The sequence below is a fragment of the Amycolatopsis sp. NPDC052450 genome (assembly GCF_044547565.1).
GTDB lineage: Bacteria > Actinomycetota > Actinomycetes > Mycobacteriales > Pseudonocardiaceae > Amycolatopsis.
On record NZ_JBIUAQ010000001.1, the window covers coordinates 627,839 to 650,724 of the forward strand.

Sequence of the window (22,886 nt, forward strand, 5' to 3'; positions counted from 1 at the left end):
CAGCATGCAACATGACAATTCATGTGAACTTTGTGGTGCCGATCGAGAGAGCTCTGTGGCCGAAATTCCGCAGGCGGTTCGGTTGATCTCCGATATCAGGGAGTATGGCTACCATAAAGTCGGAGTCTTCTCGGAGGTCGACCATGAGCCGGACTTCAGCTATACGGTGGGTCTCGAACACCTGCTCGGGCATTCCGAGGTCTTGGTCATGGGGCTCGAAATCGAAGTAGAGTTCGCCATCATTGACAGCCTGGTCGAGCTGGTGAGATCCGGTGCCGAGTTCGGGGATATGATTCGCTCGGATTCTGTTCTGGACGGTAAGGAAGTCTGTTTCCGTCTTTTGGACAAAACCCTCTATGCGGAATATGTTCAGCAGGCTGTGAACTTCTACAGGACGGAAGATTTTTCAGTACTGGCGGTGTACTGGCCGGATGAGAATGGGCTTTTTCCGTGGGAGGAAGGGGTCTCTGCTTATCTCGTGGAACGGCAACCCGTCTTGTGGTCGGTTTCCGGTGGTGACTAGCGGGTGAGCGCTCACTCGGTTCCGCTCGCGCCGGCCGTGATCGACGGCTCTGAGAACTGAATCGCAACCCTTCTTGAGTAGCCGTACTCAAGACACCGAGGTGCCGTCGGCGCGACCTTGGTACGCATGACTAAAACCTCCGCAGCGCCTCCCACCACCGTCGCGTTCTTCGTCCAGGCCGCCCTCTCGTTCGGCTTGGCGCTGCTCGCGGTCGTCGTCGGCATCTGGTATCTGCCGGTCGACGGCTGGGTTCGGGGCTTCCTCGCTCTCGGCATGCTTTTCTTGACCACTTCGGCGTTCACTCTCGCCAAGTGCATCCGTGACCGGCAGGACGAGAACACCGTCGTCAGCAGAGTCGACCAGGCCCGCGTCGACAAGCTTCTCGCCGAGCACGACCCCTTCAAAACGCCCGCGCTCTAGCCTGCCCAGAGGCGCGACTAGATTCTCGGCCATGGTCTTGACCAGGGGGATTCGCCGCGTTCAGGTGAACACATGGGCACTGCTCGGCGTGGCGATCGTGTGGGTCGCCGTCAACTTGCGGTGGATCATCGTCTATCGCCGGGGGCAGATCCTCGAAATCGACGAGGCCGGCTACATCGGTATGGCCCTCAACGACCACTACGCGGCTGTACGCGACGGAGTCCTCGGTTGGATCCAGGCCGTCGAGGCACCTGGAATCCAGGCCCCGGTCACTCCCGCGCTGACGTCGTTGCAGTTCTTCGTGACGGGGACGAGTGTGGTGGCCGCCTTCATCGTGCCGATGCTGGCGGGTCTGGCGATCGTCTTGCTGACGCACGCGGTGGCGAACCGGGTGGCGGGCCGGCCGTTCGCGTGGTTCGCCACCGCGCTGGTCGCCACGCTGCCCGGCGTGATCGTCGACGCGAGGGCGTACCACTTCGGCGCGCCGGCGGCCGCGGTGACACTGGCGGCCGTTTACTTCCTCATTCGTTCCGAGGGGCTGACAAAGACCAAGTCGACGATCGCCTTTGGTGCCTTCGTCGGGCTGATGCCGCTGACGAGGACGATGATCATCGCCTTCGTGCCCGCTCTCGTACTCGCTGCCTTCCTCCAGGCCGTGTTCGGACCGGATCGTAAGAAGAGCTTGACGCGTTTCGGGATCGCCGCGGTTGTCGCCGCCGCGGTCGCCGCGATCTGGTTGATCCCCAACGGTGCGCAGGTCTACCGCTATCTGACCGGCTTCGGCTATGGGCCGCAGTCCGCCGAGTACGGGACCGAGGCGGGGATCTTCAACCCGGCGGCCTGGGCATACCGGCTGCGGCTCCTGACCCTTGAGCAGTATCTGCCGCACGTCCTCTTCATCTGTGCCGGGCTCGTCGTGGCGATCTTCGTCGCGATCCGCAAGCTGAAGGGTGGGCAGGCGAAGGAGACGATCAAAGCGATGGTCGCGTCGCCGCTGTTCCCGCCCGCGGTACTCGTGGCGGAGGGTGTGATGGCCTTCGTGACGTCCAAGACCAACGGGAACGGGTTCACGCTCCCGCTGGTCCCGTCGATGACGCTGGTCGCGCTGTGGGGGCTCTATCGCGTGCATGGCCGGCTTCGTAAGGCGCTGCCTGTCGTGGTCGCGGTGATCAGCGTGGTGGCGCTGGTCCCGCAGCTGGATCTGCGAGCGCCGACCGCGCGGCTGTGGGAGGCCGAGTTGCCGTTGTTCGGCCGGGTGATCGTCACCGACGGCCGAGGTGCCCCGCAGAAGTTCGCGGGGGTCGGGCTCGAGACCGATGTTCCGGAGCCGGTGAGCGCGGAGGACGCGAAGCAGTGGATCGTCGCCGCGGACTGGGCGGCGCAGCAGATCGTCGACCGGCACGCGATCCGCGGCGTGACGGCCTTCGGGTTCCGTGACCTGATCTTCAATACGAACACGGTTCAGCTGGCCGTGCTCCGGAAGCTGGGTTACGGCGTCGCCGCGCCGCAGATCAGGCCGGTCGAAGCGGGGAACACACGACCGGACTACGAGCGCTGGCTGACCAGGTATCAGGACAGTATTTCCGGCGACGCGAGCGCCGCCTGCCTGCTGTTCACCGCGACCGGCTTGAACAACGAGTTCGTGCCGAAGGTCGATCCATCCGAGATGGCGGCCGCTGCCACCGCCACGGGGTTCAGCCCGGTCGCGACGCACGCCCTACCGAACGGTCGGCTGGTGACCCTTTGGCATCGGCCGCAGCCGGCCTGCGTGCCCTCTTGAGCACGAGGGCGCACCGGTCTTCACCGGTGCGCCCTCGCCCGCATATGCACAAATCCGAATTACTACGGTCGTGTGACTCCGCTCACCGAACCTGTAGCACTTAGTAACCGCCACGATCGCCCGACAGGGGCCGAAGAAAGACCGAGAAGGTCGACGTGCCCCATGCCCACCCGAGAAGGTGAGGTGAACGAACCGTGGGGGTCCGGGGGGCTCGGCCCCCCGGGAATTATGGTGAGCAAGGCATGGTCCAGGCGTTCCCTGGACACACCGCGCCCACTTGCGAGCGGATGACGGGATTCGAACCCGCGACCCTCACCTTGGCAAGGTGATGCGCTACCAGCTGCGCTACATCCGCATGTCCTGCTCTGCTCCGGCACTCGTTTGAAGCAGTGGAACAACCATACACCGACCGTCAGTAGCGGTTTCGACCCACCCCTGGAGGTGCTTCGGTGTCACACCTGGCGTACAAGGGGTGACGACGGCTGCATACCTCCGTATGGTGTCCCCATTCGACCGAATGGTGAGTCCTTCGGGGAGGAGGTGCCTGGCCGGATGACCGAGCAGGGCACGGTGCCGCTTCAGGCGGCCTCGGAATCCGATGAGCAGGCATTGCTCCAGCGTCTCCGTGATGGGGAGGACGCCGCCTTCGGGGAGCTTTTCGAACGTCATGCCGCCGCGGTGCGGCGGCTGGCCCGCAGTCTTGCCTCCGATCGGTCGGAGGCGGAGGACATCACGGCCGAGACCTTCTTCCGGGTGCTTCAGGCGTTGCGCCGGGGTGCCGGGCCGCGGGATTACGTGCGGGCCTATCTGCTGACGGTGGCTCGCCGGGTGTCGTGGGAATGGCATGGCGCGCGTCGTGACGTGCCGGTGAGCGACGACGAGCTGAGTTTCCGGGCCGGGGCGGGGGCGGACACGAACGCCCGTACGGCCGAGCATTCGCTGATCACGACGGCTTTCACGAGTTTGCCCGAGCGGTGGCGTTCGGTGCTGTGGCAGACCGAGGTCGAGGGCGAGCAGCCTGCCATGGTCGCGCCGCATTTCGGGTTGAGCGCGAACGCGACGGCGGCGTTGGCCAGGCGGGCGCGGCAGGGGTTGCGGGCCGCGTACCTGCAGGCGCATCTGTCGGTGAGCCGCGGGCCGGATTCGTGCCGGTCGGTGGTGGAGAAGCTGGGCGGGTTCACCGCGGGCAGCGTCACCGGGGCCGAGGCGCGCCGGATCAAGACCCACCTGATCGGGTGCCAGTCCTGCCGGGCGACGCACGACGAGCTGCGTGACGTCTGTTCGTCGCTGCGGGCGCACGCCGGTGTGGTGGCCTTGCTGGTGCCGGCTGCCGCGGGGGCCCACGCGAGCGGGGCGTTGTCCGGGCTCGCCGCGTCGGTCAAGGGGCTTCTGCTCGGGTCGAAGGTGAAGGTCGGCTTGGCGGTGGCGTCGACGGCCGCCGCGGGCGCGGTCGGGATCGTCGCCGGTCCGGCCGTGTTCGGCACGGACGTGACGCACACAGTCGGCCTGTCCGGAGGCGGCTTGCCCGAGCTGGCGCTGCTGCCCGCACAGGTCGCGCCGCCCGCGCAGGGGCAGCCGGTGGAGCTCCCGCCGCAGCGGATCGCCGAGGACCAGATGCACGGCAAGGGCGCCCAGCCGGTCAAGACCGGGTTGGGCCCGAACGGCCGGAACGCCGAACTCGGCGTGGCCGACATGCCGAGCCTGCCCGGCGTGGGCACGTCGCGGAAGGAACTCGGCGGCGGTGACGTCGTACGGCCTCCGTCCGGGCAGACTCCGTCGCAGGAGGAGACCACGCCGCTGAACGAGGGTCCGGAAACCGGCTCGAACCAGACCACTTCGAAGCGGGACGACGTCCCGCCGGGTGAATCGCTCAATCCCACCGAAGAGTCGCTGAGCCCGACCACGACGACGACGCCGCGGGACTCGACGACCGAGCCGTCAAAGCCTTCGGAGTCGAACACGCCGGAGTCGACGACCGACCCGGAAGGGTCCTCTTCGCCGGCGACCGGCACCCCCGACAGCGCGACCGGGACGCCGTCGGAAGACGAGCAGAGCCCGGTGAAACCGACTTCCCACTATCCGGAACCAGGCGTCGACTACCCGACCTGCCCATAACGCCCGAGCGGGGATATCGCCTCCGAACTCTCGCGAATCCGGCCGCCGTCACGGTACGGTGGAGCTCGCTCACGACGAGCGAGCGGCCGCGCGGGAGGCGACTGAATGAACCGGCTGGTGCACGGCGAGGACGGCCGTGACTGGGTGGTCCGAGCCCAGATGGAATGGCGTGCTCCCGCGACAGCGGACGATTTCGAGCACGATGTGGCTGGCAGCTACGGCCCGGGTATCGCGATGGTCGCCGTGACGGCGCTGCTCGCGATCGTGCTCATCATGTGGACACCCGCCGACGTGAGAATCCCGTCCTGGGTTCCGCTGGCGCTCCTGCTGGTCGCGTTGTTCTTCCCGTTGCGGTGGATCCTGCGCCGCCCGTGGACCGTGGTCGCCGAGACCGAGGGCGATCTCGCGGGTGACCGGCCGTCCGAGCGCTGGGTGGGCACCATCCGCGGCATGTTCACCGTGCGCGGCGAGGTTTCGAAGATCAGCAAGACGATCCAGAAGCATTCGCTGCCGGATTTCGACGGCCCGCTGCACCCGGTGGAGTAGTCGCGGCGGCCTGAACGCGCGAGACTGGGGCCATGCCCGAGTTACCCGAGGTCGAAGCGCTCGCCCACCACCTGCGTGAACACGCGGTGGCCAAGACGGTCTTCCGCGTCGACGTGTCGTCCCTCAGCGTGCTGAAGACGGCGACACCGCCGTGGACGGAGCTGCACGGCCGGGAGGTCACCGGGGCCGGCCGCTTCGGCAAGCATCTGGATCTCGTCGCCGGGGACCTCCATCTGGTCGTCCATCTGGCGCGGGCGGGCTGGCTGCGCTGGTCCGACGCGTTGTCGCCGACGCCGCTCAAACCCGGCAAGGGGCCGATTTCGCTGCGCGTCCACCTCGACGCGGCCGCCGGGCCGGGGTTCGACCTCACCGAGGCCGGGACGAAGAAGGGGCTGGCGGTCTGGATCGTGCGTGACCCGGAGAAAGAGGTCGCCAGCATCGCGCGGCTCGGGCCGGACGCGCTTTCGCTGGACCGCACGGGGCTCGAGAAGTTGTTCGCCGGGCGCACCGAACGGCTGAAGACGGCGCTGACCGATCAGTCGCTGATCGCCGGGATCGGCAACGCCTACTCCGACGAGATCATGCACATGGCGAAGCTTTCGCCTTACGCCACAGCCGGAAAGCTGTCCGAAGGAGCGCTCGACGGGCTCTCGGAGGCGATCCGCGAAGTGCTGACCAGCGCGGTGACGCGTTCGGTCGGCCAGTCCGCGGCCCGGCTCAAGGGGGAGAAGCGGTCCGGGCTGCGGGTGCACGCGCGGACCGGGCTGCCGTGTCCGGTCTGCGGCGACACGATCCGCGAGATCTCGTTCGCGGACAAGTCGTTCCAGTACTGCCCGACCTGCCAGACCGGCGGGAAGCCCCTCGCGGACCGGCGGATGTCGCGCCTGCTCAAGTGAGTCCGGCCGCGGTCGTGTTGTCCGTCCAATCACGTGTGTCGTCCGCCGGATCACGCGTGTCGTCCGTTCAGTCACGTGACATCGCCGGTACTGCACCTCAGCACAGGGCGGCCATCACTGCGGGCATCGGGGGCTTCGGCACTCGCTGCCCGCCGTGCAGTTCCGCGGCGAGGTCGTACACGTTCAGCGCCAGCACGATCTGCTTCGAGCCGTCTTCGGTACTCATCGAGACGCTGTAGAACCCCGGCCCGGCGCCGGTGTTCCCCCACACCGTCTTCGGCCCGCCCGGACAAGGCAGATCGAGCGTCTCGACGCCGGCGCCGTACGCGCCGAACTCGCCGGACGGCACGAGCCGCTTGAGTTCGGCCTGTTGCGCGGGTGCCAGCAACCGTCCTGCCAGCAACGCGCGGTGGAACGTCGCGAGGTCGTCGACGGTCGACACCATCGCACCCGCGGTCCAGTCGTACGAAGGGCTGAACACGGTCATGTCCTCGCCGCTCATGTCGTACCCGTGCAGATGCGGACCGCGCAGGAACGGCGACCACAGCGGGAAGTACGTGTGGCCGAGGCCGAGCGGATCGAGGATCCGCCGCTGGATCTCCTCGCGGACGTCGTTGCGGGTGACCTTCTCGATCACCTTGCCCAGCAACAGATATCCGGTGTTCGAGTACTTCACGTCCGTGCCCGGTGCGAACGAGGGCCGGTCGACGAGGGAGCGCCGGATGACCTCCGACGGCGTGATGATGTGGGCCCGGTTCCCCTGGACGAGGTACGGGTCGAAGAAGTGCGGGTCGAGCGGATCGTGCACGCCGCTCGTGTGGTTCAGCAGCATCCGCAGCGTGATCTTTCCGGGCTCGTAGCCCGGTCCGCGTACGACACCGGGCAGCCGTCGCTCCACCGGATCGTCGAGCGACAGCGCGCCTTCGCCCGCCAGCCGCAGCACCACCGCGGCGACGAACGACTTGGTGTTGCTGGCGATCCGGAACCGGTGGTGCGGCCCCGCGGTTTCGCGTGTGGCCGGGTTCGCGTACCCGGCGCCGAAGCGCGAGACCGCCTCACCGTTCCGGACCTGGACGACCGCGCCCGGGAAACCCCCTTCGCCGACCAGATCGCCGACGGCCGCGCGCACCGGATCCGCGGCCGCGGCCGCCGTCCCGCTCGCCAGCAGGACCCCCGCCAGCACCCCCGCCGCGACCTTCCCCGATCCGCGCATTGTGTTCCTCCCCCGGAAGCGATTGCCTGCGGACAGTCTTTCCCGCGCGACGGGGAGTGACCATGGGGACCGCGCCCGGGTCTTGGGTAGGGTCGGCCCCACCCTCGGTTGTCACAACTCAACGGAAAGTGGGGAGCAGGCCTTGCACCCGGTTGGTCGAGCGCAGAGCATGGACGCCGTGTCCGGGCTCGAAATCGCGCAGATCATCCCGTGGGGGGTGGCACTGCTGCTCGGGATCCTCGTCGTCGTCCTGCTGATCAAGCTGCGGCGTCCCGCGAGCATCGTGGAGAACGCCGTCCTGCAGGCCGTCCACCGGATGTCGAAGGCGACACCGGACCTGCGCGAGGGGCTCGACGAGCAGGTCGCCGACAAGATCACCAGCCAGCTGCTGGAGATGCTCGACTGCGTCGCCGTCGGCATCACCGACAGCGAAGGCACGCTGCTGTCCTGGGACGGCGAGGCCAACGACCACTACGTCGACCTCGTCGACGCCATCGGCAACGCGATCCGCAAGCACCGCCGCGAGGTCGTCGCGCACGACAAGATGCCGTGCAACCACCGCGGCACCTGCCGGATGCGGACCGCGGTGATCGTGCCGCTGATCGTCGAGGGCGAGACCGAGGCCGCGTTGCTGGTCGTCGGGCGCACCCGCGGGCGGCTGGTGCAGATGGCGGACGCGGTCGCGCAGTTCGTCTGCACCCAGTTCGAGCTGGCCCGCCTCGACGAATCGAAGAACCAGCTCCAGCAGGCGGAGATCAAGGCGCTGCGCGCGCAGATCTCCCCGCACTTCGTCTACAACGCGCTCAACACCATCTCGTCGCTGATCCGGACGGATCCGGAGGAAGCGCGAGAGCTGCTTCAGGACTTCGCGGACTTCACGCGCTACTCGTTCCGGACGTCGGGCATGTTCACCTCACTCGCCGAGGAACTGCGGAACATCGACCGGTACCTGACCATCGAGAACGCCCGTTTCGGCGGACGGCTCGAAGTGCGGATGAAGATCGCGCCCGAGGTGCTTTCGGTGGTCGTGCCGTTCCTGATCATCCAGCCGCTGGTGGAGAACGCCGTCAAACACGGTCTCGCGTCGAAGCCGTCCGGCGGCTGCGTCACGGTGATCGCCGAGGACTACGGCGCCGAGGCGCTGATCAGTGTCGAGGACGACGGCATCGGCATGGAACCCGCCAAGCTCGCGGATCTCCGCAGCCAGCACCGCACGGGCGCGCACGTCGGCCTCGGCAACATCAACCAGCGGATGCAGCAGGTGTTCGGCCGCGACTACGCGCTCATGGTCGAGACGGCACCCGGCGCCGGCATGAAGGTGACCCTGCGGGTGCCGAAGTTCATGCCCGGGGTGCGGCCGAATCTGCCGGACTTCTCCGCCGACAGCGCCACCGTCCCGCCCCAGGGCGGCCCGAACGAGTCCAGCGGGGTGAGCGGTTCGCGCAGCGGCGTGCTGCCGTCGTGAACGTCGGTAACCTGGCGGTATGAGCGTTGCGGACAAGCTGACCTCCCGTCTCCCCATGATCGGCGATCGGGGTGAACGCAAGGACATCGTCGCCGTGGTGAAGCTGCACGGGGTGATCACGCCGACCCCGTCGCCGCTGGCCAGGGGCGCGATCAACCTCGCCGCCATCGAATCGGCGCTGACGCGCGCGTTCGGGCACGAGCGGTTGAAGGCCGTCGCGCTGCAGATCAACTCACCGGGTGGCGCGCCGACGCAGTCGGGCCTGGTCGCCGAGCGGATCCGTCAGCTCGCCGACGAGAAGAACGTGCCGGTGCTGGCCTTCGCCGAGGACGTCGCCGCGTCCGGCGGGTACTGGCTGGCCTGCGCGGCCGACGAGATCTACGCGCACCGGACGTCGATGGTCGGCTCCATCGGCGTGATCAGCGGCGGGTTCGGGTTCACCGGCCTGCTGGAGCGGTTCGGCATCGAGCGGCGGCTGCACACCGCGGGCGCGAACAAGTCCCGGCTCGACCCGTTCAGCCCGGAGAAACAGGAAGACGTCGAGTGGCTGAAGAAGATGCACGGCCAGCTTCACGAACTGTTCGTCGACTGGGTCACCGAACGCCGTGGTGACCGGCTGGCCGGCTCCGAGGACCTGTTCACCGGCGATGTCTGGCTGGGTGCCCGCGCGGTCGAACTCGGTCTGATCGACGGCGTCGGCAGCCTCCGCCAGGTGATCACCGAGCGGTACCCGGACGCCGAGATCGCGATCGCCGAACCGAAGAAGCCGCTGCTGGCGCGGCTCGGCATCGGCGCTCCCGCCGCGGCGAGCGCGCTGCTGGACGCTGTGCAGTCCAAGGCCGCCTGGAGCCGCTTCGGCCTCTGACCACGTGCAATGAAGGGGCCTTTCATCGCAAATTTTGCGATGAAAGGCCCCTTCATTGCGTCTGCGGTAGGGAGTGGATTCACCCGAACGGTGGTAGGCGTAAGTGGTTCAGACCAGGTCTCATATCGGACATACCGCTTTGTTGTGAACGGCAACAAACCTCGACAGCGTTGACGAGGAGGTCCGATGTCCGTTACTTCTCCCCGAACGAGCCGCTGGAAGATCGCGCTCGCCGCGACCGCCGGGGCGGCTTTGATCACCGTCCCCCTGACTCTGCCCGCTTCCGCCGCCGTCCCGCCCCCGCCGTCCGGCTGGACCACCGTGTTCACCGACGACTTCACCGGTGCCGCGGGTTCGCTCCCGTCGAGCGCGAACTGGATCATCGACACCGGCCACGGCTACCCCGGCGGCCCCGGCAACTGGGGCACCGGCGAGATCCAGAACTACACCGCGAACCCCGCGAACCTCGCCCAGGACGGTTCCGGGAACCTGCGGATCACGCCGCGGCGTGACGGTGCGGGCAACTGGACCTCGGCGCGGATCGAAACACAGCGCACGAACTTCAAGCCGCCCGCGGGCGGCGCGCTGCGGATCGAAGGCCGCATCCAGATGCCGAACGTCACCGGCGCCGCCGCGCTCGGCTACTGGCCCGCGTTCTGGGCGCTGGGCTCGCCGTATCGCGGCAACTACTGGAACTGGCCCGCCGTCGGCGAGTTCGACATCATGGAGAACGTCAACGGGATCAACACGGTCTGGGGTGTGCTGCACTGCGGCGTCAACCCCGGTGGCCCGTGCGACGAGACGACCGGTCTTGTCGGCAGCCGCACTTGCCCCGGCGCGAGCTGTCAGAGCGCGTTCCACACCTACACCTTCGAATGGGACACGAGCGTCAGCCCCAACGTGTTCCGGTGGCTGGTGGACGGCCAGCAGTTCCACTCCGTCAACCAGAACCAGGTCGACGCCACGACGTGGGCCAACATGACGAACCACGCGGGCTACTTCGTGCTGCTGAACGTCGCCATCGGCGGCGCGTTCCCGAACAACAACTCCGGCACCACCACGCCGGGGCCGGGGATCGTGCCGGGGCATCCGATGCTCGTCGACTACGTCACCGTCCTGACCCGCGGCGGCGGCACGACGCCCACGACCACCACGCCGACGACGACCACGGGAAGTCCCGGCGGCGGCAGCGCGTACAGCCAGATCCAGGCGGAGTCCTACGGCCAGGCGGCCGGGATCGCCAAACAGGCCACGTCCGATTCCGGCGGTGGCCAGAACATCGGCCCCGCGGGCAACGGGGACTGGGCGCTGTACCCGGGCATCGATTTCGGGACACAGACCGGCAGGCAGTTCCAGGCGCGCGTCGCGTCCGGTGCGGCGGGCGGCGTGAGCGGCCTCGTCGAAGTCCGGCTCGACAGCCGGTCCAACCCGCCTGTCGGCAGCTTCGCCGTCGCGAACACCGGCGGCTGGCAGAGCTGGCGGACCGTTCCCGCGAACATCAGCGGGATCACCGGGAAGCACGACGTCTACTTGACCTTCACCAGCGGCCAGCCCGCCGATTTCGTGAGCGTCAACTGGTTCACCTTCACCCCGTGAAGGGATAGGTGTGGCACGGCGAGGCGGTTCGTGTCACCGGAAAAGATGACGGCACCGGCCACCCCGGGCGCGGGGGTGCCGGTGCCGTCCTTTTCGTTCGACTTTCGGCCGGCGGGCTGGACAAGGAACGCGGCAATGGGCAGGATGCGTCTCACTGTGAGTGCTCACGATGACACCCGGAAGCTCATTGTCCTGGCGGTGGACGATGAGCCCAAAGGGCTAGACGAACTCGTCCACTGTCTCCGGAACAGCCCGCACGTCGCCCTGGTCTATCCGGCGATCGACGCTTCGGAGGCGCTGCGCCTGCTGTCCGCGGACGATCCGAGGCTGGCCGACCGCAAGTCGCGGGGCCTGCCGATCGTGGACGCGGTGTTCGCCGACATCGACATGCCCGGCCTGTCCGGGATGGAGATGTCGCGCGTGTTCGCCGCGCTGCGCCCGTCGCCCGCGCTGGTGTTCGTGACAGGGCACGCCGAAGAGGCGGTCAACGCCTTCGACCTCGGCGCGCTCGACTACGTGCTGAAGCCGTACCAGCAGGATCGTCTCGACCGCGCGATCACCCGCGTGATCGACAAACTCGCCGCCAACGCCGCGCCGAAGTTCGGCGCCGAGGGCGGGCCGGGGCAGGTCAAGAACGACGACGAGGTCATCCCCGTCGAGCTCGCGGGCACCACGAAGCTGATCCCGCGGTCTTCGGTCCGCTGGGTCGAGGCGCAGGGTGACTACGCCCGGTTGTTCACCAACGACGGCAGCCACCTGGTCCGCATCCCGCTCGCGCAGCTCGAGGAACGCTGGGAGAAGGCGGGTTTCGTCCGGATCCACCGGTCGTTCCTGGTCTCGCTGCCGCTGATCACCGAACTGCGCATGGGCCAGGGCGGCTACCAGGTCGTGATCGGTAACGAGGAGAAGGTGCTGCCGGTGAGCCGCCGTCACACGCGCGCGCTCAAGGACAGGCTGGTCGGCGCCAACCGGTCGACGTGACCGACGACTTCTACCGCCGCGTCAACGGCGTCCGCGAGCCGGACCCGACGCTGGGCAAGAGCAGGAAACCGGCGGTGCCCGAGGGCGCCGCCGTCGAGCCCGTGCCAGGTGCGCCATCCGGCCCGAAGCACGAGCAGGTCAAACCCGAACATCACGCGAAACCCAAGCGGCAGCGGGTGATCCTCGCCGATCCGCGGCAGGCCACCAGCACCCTGCGAGCCAGGGTCGAACTCGAAGAACAGACCAGCTGGGGCAAGCTCCTGATCAAGGATCTGGTGAAGATCCAGCTGCGGACGGCCTCCCTGCTGGCGCTGCTGGTGATGGTCACGCTGTGTTCACTTCCCGTGCTGTTCTATCTGATCCCGTCCTTCGGGCGGGTGGCCGTCGTGGGCATTCCGTTGCCCTGGCTGATCCTCGGGGTGGCGCCGTTCCCGTTCCTGTTCGGCATCGGCCTCTGGTACAACCGGCTCGCCGAACGACACGAACGCGACTTCGTCGACATGATCGAGAACTGACCGCGGAGCTGCACATGCGAGGATCCTTGGCGTGATCAGAGGTGAGGTCGGCTCAGCCACACGGTCTCGAAGCGCGCCGGCGCTGAGAGACTTCACAGTCGCGCGCCCTCTTTCGGCCGAAGGCCACGGAAACGCGGCGGCAGGGCGCCTCCCAGCCTTCGTGAGATACCAGCATCACTGCGCTCTGTCGACGCGTTTCCGTCAGCGCGCGATCAAGAGTCACTGTCAGCGCGCGATCAAATGACGCTGAATCCGTGGGCCATCGCCGGCATCGTGCTGGTGGCGGTCCTGACCTTCTACCTGGGGCATCGCTCCTCGAGGTCGGCAGTCAGCACGCACGACTTCCTCGTCGCGCGGCGCACCGTGCGGTCCCGGCGCAACGCCGCCGCGATCTCCGGCGAGTACCTGTCCGCCGCGTCGTTCATGGGTGTCGCCGGCATCGTGCTCAAGGACGGCGCCGACGCGCTGTGGTTCCCGATCGGGTTCACCGCGGGCTATCTCGCGCTGATGCTGTTCGTCGCCGCGCCGCTGCGGCGGTCCGGCGCCTACACGCTGCCGGACTTCGTCGAGATGCGGCTGGGTTCGACGATGCTGCGCCGGGTCTCGACGGCGTTCGTGGTGTTCATCGGGATCCTTTACATGGTCCCGCAGTTGCAGGGCGCCGGGCTGACGCTGGCGACGATCCTGCCCGTGCCCGCGTGGGCGGGCGCGATCCTCGTGACCTGCGTGGTCGGCTTCAACGTGATCGCGGGCGGGATGCGCGCCATCACCGTCGTCCAGGCCTTCCAGTACTGGCTGAAACTGTTCGCCATCGCTGTGCCGACGTTCATCCTGTGCATCGTGTTCCTCGGCGCCGGCGCGCCGGGCAGCGCGCGTCCGCTGGGGCAGCCCGCGCCGCCGACGTTCCTCGAGAACACCACGGTCTCGGTGCAGGCCGACGTCACGCTGAAGGTCACCTCGGTGACCGTGCTCGAGGCGTACGGGCAGGTGGAAGGCGCGCGCGCCAACGGTTTCGCGGTGTGGACGCCGGAGGCCGGGCACAAGGTCGAGAAGGGCACGACGCTGAAGTTCACCGCGGGCACGCCGGTGCCGGTGGTCAGCGACGCGCCCGCGTCCAACGGCGACTGGCTGCGGCCGGGTTCGGGCAGTCTCACCGATCTGCTGCAGGTCTATTCGCTGATCCTCGCGACCTTCCTCGGCACCATGGGCCTGCCGCACGTCCTGGTCCGCTTCTACACCAACCCCGACGGCAAGGCCGCGCGCCGCACGACGGTGCACGTCCTGCTGCTGCTCGGGCTGTTCTACCTGTTCCCGACGCTGCTGGGCGCGCTGTCCCGGATGTACGTCCCGGAACTGCTGGTGACCGGCAAGACCGACGCCGCCGTCCTGCTGCTGCCCTCCGCGGTCCTCCCCGGGTTCTGGGGGCAGATTTTGGGCGCGGTGACCGCGGCCGGTGCCTTCGCGGCGTTCCTGTCGAGTTCGTCCGGGTTGCTGGTGAGCGTGGCCGGGGTCGTGTCCACCGACGTCCTGCCCGGCCGGGTCCGCGATTTCCGGGTGGCGACGGCGATCGTGGCGCTGATCCCGTTCGCGCTGGCCGTGCTGCTGCCGTCGGAGGACCTGTCGCTTTCGGTCGGGATGTCGTTCGCGCTGGCCGCGTCGACGTTCAGTCCGTTGCTGCTGCTCGGGGTCTGGTGGCGGAAGCTCAGCTGGCCCGGCGCGCTGGCCGGGATGCTCGTCGGCGGTGGGCTGGTGCTGACCGCGCTGGTGGTCAACATCGTCAGCAAGTACACCGGCGGCTGGGCGCCGTGGTTCTCGAACCAGCCCGCGCTGATCACCGTGCCCGCCGCGTTCCTGACCACCTATGTGGTGAGCCGCGCGACCGGCTACGGGCGGCCGGACGACGTCCACGGCGTGATGCTGCGCCTGCACGCGCCCGATCCGCTCGGCTTCATGCGCGATCGCGCGGTCGCGCGGTTCGGCCAGGCCGGGGAGGACACAGCGAAGACACAAAAGACCGGTAAAGGCCGTCACCGGAAGTAGCTTCACTCTTTCGAGTCGCGAACCTCTACGCAGAGTCGTACCGTTCACTCAAATGGATTGCCCCTCTCGGGCCCCATGAGGGGCATGATCTTTCGTGACAACGAAATCACCGAATGGTTGCGGCAGGTGGGAGGTCCGACGTGAGCGATACCGATCAAGACCTCGGGTCCGATCCGGAATCCGACTGGGAAAAGGTGCAGGCGAGCCCGGAATTCACCGAGCTGCGACGGCGGCTCCGGGTATTCGTTTTCCCGGTCTCGGCCCTGTTCCTTCTCTGGTATCTGCTCTACGTGCTCCTCGCCGACTACGCGACCGGGTTCATGAGCACCAAGCTCTTCGGCAACATCACCGTCGGCCTGGTCTTCGGCCTGCTGCAGTTCGTGTCCACCTTCGTGATCACCGGCCTCTACGTCCGCTACGCGAACCGCAAACTCGATCCGCTCGCCGACAAGATCCGGCATGAGGTCGAAGGGACCGAACGGTGAATACGCTGGCAGCGGGCGTACAGGGGAGCAATCCGGCGCTCAACATCACCATTTTCGCGATCTTCGTCGCGATCACGCTCGTGATCGTTTTCCGGGCGAGCCGGAATACGAAGACCGCGTCCGACTACTACGCCGCCGGGCGCGCGTTCACCGGACCGCAGAACGGGATCGCGATTTCGGGCGACTACCTTTCCGCGGCGTCGTTCCTGGGTATCGCCGGTGCGATCGCGATCAACGGCTACGACGGATTCCTCTACTCGATCGGTTTCCTGGTGGCGTGGCTGGTGGCGTTGCTGCTGGTCGCGGAACTGCTGCGCAACACCGGCAAGTTCACCATGGGCGACGTGCTGGCGTTCCGGATGAAACAGCGCCCGGTCCGCGCCGCGGCCGCGATCTCCACGCTCGCCGTCTCGTTCTTCTACCTGCTCGCGCAGATGGCGGGGGCGGGCGGCCTGGTGAACCTGCTGCTCGGCATCGAGGGGAACCTCGGCCAGGACCTGGTGATCGCCGTCGTCGGCGTGATCATGATCCTGTACGTGCTGATCGGCGGGATGAAGGGCACCACCTGGGTCCAGATCATCAAGGCCGTCCTGCTCATCGCGGGCACGTTCGCGATGACGTTGTGGGTGCTCGGAAAGTACGGCTTCAACCTGTCCAGCCTGTTCCAGGCCGCCGTCGACAAGGGCGGCCAGACCGGTGAGGCGCTGCTCGGGCCGGGCAAGCAGTACGGGAAGACCGGCACGACGAAGCTCGACTTCCTGTCGCTGGGTATCGCGCTCGTCCTCGGCACGGCGGGCCTGCCGCACGTGCTCATGCGCTTCTACACGGTGCCGACGGCGAAGGACGCGCGCCGTTCGGTGGTCTGGGCGATCGCGCTGATCGGCATCTTCTACCTGTTCACGCTGGTGCTCGGCTACGGCGCGGGCGCGCTCGTCGGCCCCGACGTGATCGCGAAGGCGCCGGGCACGACCAACTCGGCGGCCCCGCTGCTGGCACTCGAACTGGGCGGCCCGATCCTGCTCGGGTTCATCGCGGCCGTGGCGTTCGCGACGATCCTGGCGGTGGTCGCGGGCCTGACGATCACGGCGTCGGCGTCGTTCGCGCACGACGTCTACGCCAACGTGATCAAGAAGGGTAAGACCGCCCCGGACAGCGAAGTCCGCGTCGCGCGGATCACCGCACTGGTGATCGGGGCGGTCGCGATCGTCGGCGGCATCCTCGCGAAGAACCAGAACGTGGCGTTCCTGGTGGCGCTCGCGTTCGCGGTGGCGGCGTCGGCGAACCTGCCGACGATCCTGTACTCGCTGTTCTGGAAGCGCTTCAACACCCAGGGCGCGCTGTGGAGCATCTACGGCGGGCTGAGCGTGTGCGTCATCCTGATCGTCTTCTCGCCCGCGGTCTCGGGTAAGCCCGTCGACGCGAAAACCGGGAAGAGTGCCTCGATGATCCAGGGCGTCGACTTCCACTGGTTCCCGCTGGACAACCCGGGCATCGTCTCGATCCCGATCGCGTTCTTCCTCGGCTGGCTCGGCACCGTGCTGTCCAAGGAGCACAACCAGAAGAAGTACGCCGAGATGGAGGTCCGCTCGCTCACCGGCGTCGGCGCCGAAAAGGCCGTCCGGCACTGAGTGCCTCTTCACGCGCGCGCAACGGGACGGGATGCGAGGATGGCAGGGTGGTGAGCCCTGCTGACATTCCGACCGTCGCCGTCCGTGACCTGCCGAAGGACGGCGTCGCGCTGCTCGACGTCCGCGAGGACGACGAGTGGGCCGCCGGACACGCCCCGGGCGCCAAGCACATCCCGATGGGTGAACTGCCCGCGCGGGTCGGCGAACTCGACGAACTGCCCGACGACCAGCCGGTCTACGTGATCTGCCGCAGCGGCGGCCGGTCCGCCCGCGCCGCCGCGTGGCTCAACGCGAGCGGCTGGGACGCGGTGAACGTCGCCGGCGGGATGGGGTCCTGGAAGCAGGAGGGGCGCCCGATGGTCGGCGAGCATCCCGGCGTCGAACCCGAAGTGCTGTAACCGTGCAGCCAGGCCACTACCCGCCGAGAACACCGGTGCCGCCGGTGCGTCCGGCGCCGATGCGGCAGCCGTCGCACCATCGCGTCCGCTGGGTCGCTTCGCCGCCACCTGGCGCCTGGCCGCAGCGGCGCAAACCCGTGGCCGAGCGCTACTCCGGCCCGCCGTCGTACCCGGTCCCGCCGCGGTGGGGCTTCCCGAACCTGGTCTGGCGCCGCCCGACCGCGGTCCCCGGGACGGCGTCCGGTGAGGTCACCGCGGGGGAGCGGCTGCGGGTGATCACGCGCAGCCTCCTGCCGGTGCTGTGGACCTTCGCCGCCCTCGCCGTCGCCGCCTCGGCGTCGGAGATCTGGCGCTACGTCTTGCTCGTGCAGAGCCGCGACTCCGCGTTGTCGACGTCCGTCGTCTCGGTCTCCGACAGCTTCGTGATCACCACCGGCCTGCTCACGACGATCCTTTCGCTGCTGCCCTCGGGGCTCACCGTGTGGTGGCTGCTCGTGGCGAGGCACGCCGCCGCGGACGCCTCCGGCGAAGTGCCGCCGAGGCCGCAGTGGCAGGTGCTGGTGTTCACGCTGGTGCCGGTGGTGAACCTGATCATGGTGCTGCCGATCGTCGCCGAACTCGAACACGCCGTCCTGCGCCGGACGCGGGAAACGCGGCCGAAGCCGTCGCGGCTCGTGCTGATCTGGTGGGGCGTCTGGATGCTCAACTGGCTGCTGCTCGGGCTCGTCATCGTCTGGCGGTTCCGTGACGGCGTCCAAGCGCTGGCCGACGGCGTCGTGCTCGTCGCGCTGACCGACCTGGCCGCGGCCGGGCTGGCGGTGATGACGGCGCTGCTCGTGAAGCGCATGTCCGGCCTGCTCGCGCCCGTGGCGGAGAAGCGGCTTCGGCTGCTTCGCGTGCTGAAGGTGGACGGGGCTCCGGACCCGGACCGGCGCGAACGTCCGGCCTCCGCACTGCGCTGACGCAAGTTCTCCACTTGACGTTGAATGCGGATCTACGCACTCCGCTGAAAGCGGATCTGTTCTGTAACATGGAGGTATGAGCAGCGAGCAGCAGAAGTGTGACCTGCCCGCCGGGGAGACCGGCCGGGCGAGGTCTGCTGCGAGCGGTCTGTACAAGCCCTCTGCCGCCAGGACGAAGCCTGCTGCGCGGCGATTTCCTCCTGGCGTGAAAACAGGGCTCGCCGGTCATGGGATCCGCAGGCCTGAGCCGGTCGCGGACGAGCCGTCGAAGCCGCACTCACTGCCGCCCTTCTTGGGAATGTTCGAGCTTCCCGCCGATGCGTCCGAGCGCGTGAAGGCCGTGGTACGCGGCCAAGAGGTCGCCTGACTTCACGACGGGAACAAACGAAGGTCGATGGCGCGTCCGATCGTGGTAGACGCTGGTCCGCTCATAGCCATGGTCAGCCGAAAAGATGATCACCATCAGGCGGTGGTCGCGTGGCTCGAGACGGCGGCCACGCGTGATCTGCTGGTGCCGTCGCTGGTACTGACCGAGGTATGCCACTACATCGAGAAGTATCTCGGCGGTGAAGCCGAGGCGGCGTTCATCGAAGGACTCATGCGCTCGCCTCAGTTCGCGATCTATCACCCCATGGACGACGATTTCCGGCGGATGGCCGTGCTGATGCGCCAGTACTCGGATTGGCCGCTCGGCCTGGCGGACGCGGCTGTCGTGGCCACGGCGGAACGGTTGAAAACGGTCGAGGTGGCCACCGTGGATCGCCGGCATTTCGAACACATCAAGCCGGTGCACGTTTCCCATTTCACGCTCTATCCCGAATCTGCGCGCTGACCTGCCGAAAGAGAGCAAGGGACCTTTGCTGTCACCGCCCTCCGCGAGGTGAGCCAGGTCACCGTTGACCTCCAGTCCGCTGGAGGTTCCACAATGACGAGCATGAGCGACGACGGCGTCACCTTCATCAACGTCTTCGAGATTCCCGCGGACCGGGTGGACGAGTTCGTCGAAACGTGGCGAGAGCGCGCGAAGCTGATGCGGGACGCGCCCGGCTTCCGTGACGCCAAGCTCCACCGGGCACTGCTGCCGGATTCGCGTTTCCAGCTCGTCAACGTCACGCACTACGACAGCAAGGAAGCCTGGGAAGCGGCAGGCAAGAACCAGGTGTTCAAGGCGTCGACAGACCGCGCCGCGGAGGTCGCGACCCCCAACGCCGCGCTCTACGAGGTCGTCGTCGAGTACCCCTAGCCCGTGGTGACCGGCAGCGAGCGCAACCCCCGGATCACGAACTCGGGCCGCCGTTCCGGGGTCTCGGCGAGTTTCAAGCCCGGCAGTTTCGAGGCGAGGGCGGCCAGCGCGGCCGCGATCTCCACGCGCGCGAGCGGGGCGCCGACGCAGTAGTGGATGCCCATGCCGAAGCCGAGGTGCGCGTTCGGGGTGCGGCCGATGTCGAGGGTGTCGGGCCGATCGAACACCTTCGGGTCGCGTGCGGCGGCGCCGAGGAGCGCGCCGATCTTCTCGCCCTCGGCCACCCGGAAGCCGGCGATCTCGACGTCGGCGGTCGCCGTGCGCTCGAAAAGCTGGAGCGGCGCGTCGAAGCGGATCAGCTCCTCGACGCACGGGTCCAGCAGATCCGGCGAGGCCACCAGCCGCTCCCACTGGTCGCGGTGGGTCAGCAGCGCGTTGACGCCGTTCCCGATGACGTTCACCGTCGCCTCGTGCCCGGCCATCAGCAGCAGGACCGCGGTCGCGACCAGTTCGTCCTCGGTGAGTTCACCGCGCAGTAGATCGCTGACGATGTCGTCGCCAGGGGAGACCGCGCGCTGCTTCGCGACGTCACGCAGGTAGTCGACGAACTCCGCGGCCGCGGCTTCGGCGGCGTCGCGCTTCTCTTCGGCGAGGCCGTACTCGTACATCTTCACGATGTGGTTCGACCACGTGACCATGCGCGGCCCGTCTTCGACCGGGACACCGAGGAGTTCCGCGATGACCGCGACCGGCAGCGGCTGCGCGAGATGCGCCAGCAGGTCGGCCGAACCGGTCTCGGCGATTTCGGCGGCGAGCCCGTCGACCATGCCGTCCGCGAGTGCGGTGACCATCGGCCGCAGCCGCTGGACGTGCCCGCGGCCGAACGCGCCCGCGATCACCCGGCGCAGCCGCGTGTGGGCGGGCGGCTCGTTCTCCAGCAGTGAGTTGCGGTGCAGCAGGTTGAACGACGCGAACCGCTCCACCGGCAGCGCGTCCTGCCAGATCCGGCCGAGCGCGCGATGCCGCAGGACGGCGGCCGACGCCGCGTGCGACACCGCCACGGCGATGCCGAGACCGTCGTGCCGATGGACTTCGCCGCGCTCGCGGAGATCGGCGAAATACGGGTACGGATTGGCGAGGAAGGCCGGGTCGGCGACGTCGAACACTCGCCGACTGTAACCCGGCCGGGCCGCGCCGGGAGCCCACCCCGACGCGGTCACAGAGCCGTCAGTACAGCCAATAGCCCGGGTAACCGTGGTGATGATGGAAATGGTGATGGTGGTGGTAATGGCCGAAACAAAGCAGCAGGCAGCGCGCCTGGTCGCTCTTTTCGGCCTGCTGCGGCGCGGCCGAAGCCATGCCCACCGAGGGGCCCGCCACCAACAGTCCGAGTGCCACGGGGAAGGCCGCCAGCGCGGCCCGGCGCTTGGAGTTGCTCATCTGTGATCCCTTTCTCGTGATACGGCGCGATCAGCGCCAAGATCAAGTATTCGACGAGATACCGGGAAAGGGCAGACTCGTCACCCGCGATTAGATCGTCCGAATGGCGGCGGCCTTTCGCGATCACATTTCCGTGATACCCGAACGGCCGCCGAAGCCAGCCGATCCGGTCGATCCGGCGGGCTGCCGGGTGTCGTCCGCGCTGTCTTGGTCACCAACCCCGGGGGCCTTACCGGGCGGGAGCCTTCCCGCGATAGCGTTCCGAACCGAGCTTTGAGGAGGCTGACGTGGGCAAGGGTTCGCGCAAGAAGGGTCCCAAGACGACCTCGGATCGCAAGCCGAAGGTGCGCGACGTCTTCGTCGGCCAGCCCTTCGAGGGGCTCGCGGCGGAGACCGAGCTGATCGCGCTGCGCGAGTTCGTCCCGTCGGCGACGGCGACGCTCACGCTGGCGGGTTCCGGCGAGAAGGTCACCCTCGGCACGGTGCTGCCGATGGCGGCGGCCGCGTTCGTCCGGTCCGACGGCGAGCGCTACATCGGCATGCAGGTGCAGACCCGGTCCTCGGACATCAGCCGCGACCTCGGCCGCGCGCTGCGGTGGGTGCTGGACGCGAAGGAGGGTGACGTGCTGTCCGTGCCTGACACCACGACGCCGCCCACCGCCGACGAGAAGGCCCGGCTCCAGGACCTGCTCGACGTGAACGCCGAACTCGACGTCACGCTCTACAACGACTTCGCCTGGTGGCTCCCCGAGGACGCCGACGCGAGCGGCGACGTCGCGCTGTCGCTCGAGCGCGCGAACGCGGCGATCATGCCGACCGAACGTCTCGGCGCGGGCGCGTACTGGGTGCTCGCCGGCGAGAAGGCGCACCTGCGCTGGGTCCGCCCCGAGCCGGAGAACCTGCTGCTGCAAGCGCTTGCGCGGTTGTCCGCGGCCGGTGAACTGGGCCTCGGCGAGGGCTCGCGTTACGCCGGTTCGTTCCGTGCGCACGGGCTGCTGGTCCCGGTGTGGGATCTCGACACCGAGGCACACGCCCGCGAGTGGGCCGACGCGAAGGACCAGCTCGGCGTCCGGCTCGAGGCCGCGCTGAAGTCCCTCGACACCGAGCCGCTCAACGCCGCCGAGCGCCGCTCGCGCGACGGCCTGATCGGCCGCCAGCTCACCATCCGCTGACCAGACCCCGTCGCAATTCGGCACCTGCTTGCGGTGGTTGCGCGCGCAACCGCCGCAACCAGGTGCCGAATTGCGCGAGGATGGGCGCGTGATCCTCCACATTTGCGGACGAGCCGAGTGGGCGGCGGTGCCCGAAGGCGGCGTCTACACCGCCGCGTCGCTCGATTCCGACGGCTTCATCCACTGCTCAGACCCCGGAACGGCGCATATCCCGGCCAACGCCGTGTTCCCCGGCCGCACCGATCTGGTGCTGCTGGAGATCGACCCGGCGCTCGTCGGCGCGCCCGTCGTCTGGGAGGACGGCGACCCGCCGCATCCGGCCGGTATCCAGTTCCCGCACGTCTATGGTCCGATACCGCGTAACGCTGTGGTGGCCGTACACGAATTCCCTGTTCAGAAGGATGGTTCGTTCAGAATTCCCGAGTCCCTGTCGAGACGTTGAGGCAGGCGGCTCCTCGGGAGCACGGGCGTCTCTCGAATTGGTTCGCGGCGGAAGACAACCTGTGGGGGCGGTCATGCGTTTCGGGAGAGGTGAGCCAGGCGAATCTGGCCAGGTGACCCCGGGAGGAGGCGATACGGTGACCGTAGCCGCGACGGTCAGGC

24 protein-coding genes and 1 tRNA gene are annotated in these 22,886 nt (G+C 68.1%); 21 read left to right on the forward strand and 4 right to left on the reverse strand.

Translation table 11 applies throughout. The features are described 5' to 3' along the window. The first annotated feature begins 4 nt into the window (after positions 1-4). From ACIHAO_RS03050 to ACIHAO_RS03060, 3 genes are all read left to right on the forward strand, one after another. Positions 5-523 (forward strand): DUF4262 domain-containing protein, encoded by a 519-nt coding sequence (locus ACIHAO_RS03050; protein ID WP_396554789.1) that lies wholly within the window; start codon positions 5-7, stop codon positions 521-523. 126 nt (positions 524-649) lie between these two features. Continuing rightward, complete coding sequence (locus ACIHAO_RS03055) at positions 650-943, forward strand: YiaA/YiaB family inner membrane protein (protein WP_125781774.1); 294 nt, start codon at positions 650-652, stop codon at positions 941-943. Between the two features lie 31 nt (positions 944-974). After that, positions 975-2,723, forward strand: coding sequence for an ArnT family glycosyltransferase (locus ACIHAO_RS03060; protein ID WP_396554480.1), 1,749 nt, complete (start codon positions 975-977; stop codon positions 2,721-2,723). A 282-nt stretch (positions 2,724-3,005) separates the two neighbouring features. Here ACIHAO_RS03060 and ACIHAO_RS03065 read toward each other — a convergent pair. Continuing rightward, positions 3,006-3,078: transfer RNA gene (locus ACIHAO_RS03065), tRNA-Gly, on the reverse strand. 197 nt (positions 3,079-3,275) lie between these two features. Between ACIHAO_RS03065 and ACIHAO_RS03070 the strand changes: the two genes are divergently transcribed. The 3 genes from ACIHAO_RS03070 to ACIHAO_RS03080 all read left to right on the forward strand — a co-directional run bounded on the left by ACIHAO_RS03070 (position 3,276) and on the right by ACIHAO_RS03080 (position 6,280). Further along, positions 3,276-4,838 carry a sigma-70 family RNA polymerase sigma factor gene (locus ACIHAO_RS03070; RefSeq protein WP_396554481.1) on the forward strand — a complete coding sequence of 521 codons (1,563 nt, stop codon included), beginning with the start codon at positions 3,276-3,278 and terminating at the stop codon, positions 4,836-4,838. Between the two features lie 105 nt (positions 4,839-4,943). Continuing rightward, positions 4,944-5,384 (forward strand): hypothetical protein, encoded by a 441-nt coding sequence (locus tag ACIHAO_RS03075; protein ID WP_034309559.1) that lies wholly within the window; start codon positions 4,944-4,946, stop codon positions 5,382-5,384. A gap of 32 nt (positions 5,385-5,416) precedes the next feature. After that, positions 5,417-6,280 (forward strand): Fpg/Nei family DNA glycosylase, encoded by an 864-nt coding sequence (locus tag ACIHAO_RS03080; RefSeq protein ID WP_396554482.1) that lies wholly within the window; start codon positions 5,417-5,419, stop codon positions 6,278-6,280. Between the two features lie 97 nt (positions 6,281-6,377). Here the strand turns inward: ACIHAO_RS03080 and ACIHAO_RS03085 are convergent, their stop codons facing one another. Next, positions 6,378-7,493 carry a serine hydrolase domain-containing protein gene (locus ACIHAO_RS03085; RefSeq protein WP_396554483.1) on the reverse strand — a complete coding sequence of 372 codons (1,116 nt, stop codon included), beginning with the start codon at positions 7,491-7,493 and terminating at the stop codon, positions 6,378-6,380. 169 nt (positions 7,494-7,662) lie between these two features. Between ACIHAO_RS03085 and ACIHAO_RS03090 the strand changes: the two genes are divergently transcribed. The 13 genes from ACIHAO_RS03090 (at position 7,663) to ACIHAO_RS03150 (ending at position 19,671) form a co-directional block, all read left to right on the forward strand. Then, positions 7,663-8,958, forward strand: a complete 1,296-nt coding sequence (locus ACIHAO_RS03090; protein WP_125781783.1) for a histidine kinase — start codon at positions 7,663-7,665, stop codon at positions 8,956-8,958. Between the two features lie 19 nt (positions 8,959-8,977). Then, complete coding sequence (locus ACIHAO_RS03095) at positions 8,978-9,823, forward strand: S49 family peptidase (RefSeq protein ID WP_396554484.1); 846 nt, start codon at positions 8,978-8,980, stop codon at positions 9,821-9,823. A gap of 186 nt (positions 9,824-10,009) precedes the next feature. After that, positions 10,010-11,419, forward strand: coding sequence for a carbohydrate-binding protein (locus ACIHAO_RS03100; protein ID WP_396554485.1), 1,410 nt, complete (start codon positions 10,010-10,012; stop codon positions 11,417-11,419). Between the two features lie 144 nt (positions 11,420-11,563). Further along, positions 11,564-12,400 (forward strand): LytTR family DNA-binding domain-containing protein, encoded by an 837-nt coding sequence (locus tag ACIHAO_RS03105; RefSeq protein WP_199748753.1) that lies wholly within the window; start codon positions 11,564-11,566, stop codon positions 12,398-12,400. Beyond that, positions 12,397-12,915, forward strand: a complete 519-nt coding sequence (locus ACIHAO_RS03110; protein ID WP_396554486.1) for a hypothetical protein — start codon at positions 12,397-12,399, stop codon at positions 12,913-12,915. Before ACIHAO_RS03105 ends, ACIHAO_RS03110 begins: the two co-directional genes overlap by 4 nt. A gap of 240 nt (positions 12,916-13,155) precedes the next feature. Then, entirely contained in the window at positions 13,156-14,955 is a 1,800-nt protein-coding gene (locus ACIHAO_RS03115; protein WP_396554487.1) for a cation acetate symporter, read from the forward strand. 140 nt (positions 14,956-15,095) lie between these two features. Beyond that, entirely contained in the window at positions 15,096-15,440 is a 345-nt protein-coding gene (locus ACIHAO_RS03120; protein WP_396554488.1) for a DUF485 domain-containing protein, read from the forward strand. Then, positions 15,437-17,068, forward strand: coding sequence for a cation acetate symporter (locus ACIHAO_RS03125; RefSeq protein ID WP_396554489.1), 1,632 nt, complete (start codon positions 15,437-15,439; stop codon positions 17,066-17,068). The genes ACIHAO_RS03120 and ACIHAO_RS03125 overlap by 4 nt, the downstream gene beginning before the upstream one ends. A 47-nt stretch (positions 17,069-17,115) precedes the next feature. Then, entirely contained in the window at positions 17,116-17,466 is a 351-nt protein-coding gene (locus ACIHAO_RS03130) for a rhodanese-like domain-containing protein (protein ID WP_396554490.1), read from the forward strand. A 35-nt stretch (positions 17,467-17,501) separates the two neighbouring features. Then, the gene (locus ACIHAO_RS03135) at positions 17,502-18,428 is read left to right on the forward strand and encodes a DUF4328 domain-containing protein (protein ID WP_396554790.1); all 927 of its coding nucleotides are present in this window, start codon (positions 17,502-17,504) and stop codon (positions 18,426-18,428) included. A 76-nt stretch (positions 18,429-18,504) separates the two neighbouring features. Then, entirely contained in the window at positions 18,505-18,795 is a 291-nt protein-coding gene (locus tag ACIHAO_RS03140; RefSeq protein WP_396554491.1) for a hypothetical protein, read from the forward strand. A gap of 27 nt (positions 18,796-18,822) precedes the next feature. Next, a complete protein-coding gene (locus tag ACIHAO_RS03145) occupies positions 18,823-19,260 on the forward strand; it encodes a type II toxin-antitoxin system VapC family toxin (protein WP_396554492.1) in 438 nt (145 codons plus the stop codon). 102 nt (positions 19,261-19,362) lie between these two features. Next, positions 19,363-19,671: an antibiotic biosynthesis monooxygenase family protein gene (locus tag ACIHAO_RS03150; RefSeq protein WP_396554493.1), complete on the forward strand. Its 309-nt coding sequence runs from the start codon at positions 19,363-19,365 to the stop codon at positions 19,669-19,671. On the opposite strand, the gene ACIHAO_RS03155 is transcribed toward ACIHAO_RS03150, so the two are convergent. Together ACIHAO_RS03155 and ACIHAO_RS03160 are read right to left on the reverse strand one after the other, a co-directional pair. Beyond that, on the reverse strand, positions 19,668-20,837 hold the full coding sequence (locus tag ACIHAO_RS03155) for a cytochrome P450 (RefSeq protein ID WP_396554494.1): 1,170 nt from the start codon (positions 20,835-20,837) through the stop codon (positions 19,668-19,670). The two genes, ACIHAO_RS03150 and ACIHAO_RS03155, sit on opposite strands and share 4 nt — an antisense overlap. A 61-nt stretch (positions 20,838-20,898) precedes the next feature. After that, complete coding sequence (locus ACIHAO_RS03160) at positions 20,899-21,111, reverse strand: hypothetical protein (RefSeq protein ID WP_396554495.1); 213 nt, start codon at positions 21,109-21,111, stop codon at positions 20,899-20,901. A gap of 287 nt (positions 21,112-21,398) precedes the next feature. Here ACIHAO_RS03160 and ACIHAO_RS03165 point away from each other — a divergent pair, with 287 nt between their 5' ends. Continuing rightward, on the forward strand, positions 21,399-22,283 hold the full coding sequence (locus tag ACIHAO_RS03165; RefSeq protein ID WP_125780438.1) for a DUF5926 family protein: 885 nt from the start codon (positions 21,399-21,401) through the stop codon (positions 22,281-22,283). A gap of 88 nt (positions 22,284-22,371) precedes the next feature. After that, a complete protein-coding gene (locus ACIHAO_RS03170) occupies positions 22,372-22,725 on the forward strand; it encodes a DUF952 domain-containing protein (RefSeq protein ID WP_396554496.1) in 354 nt (117 codons plus the stop codon). Positions 22,726-22,886: the final 161 nt, after the last annotated feature.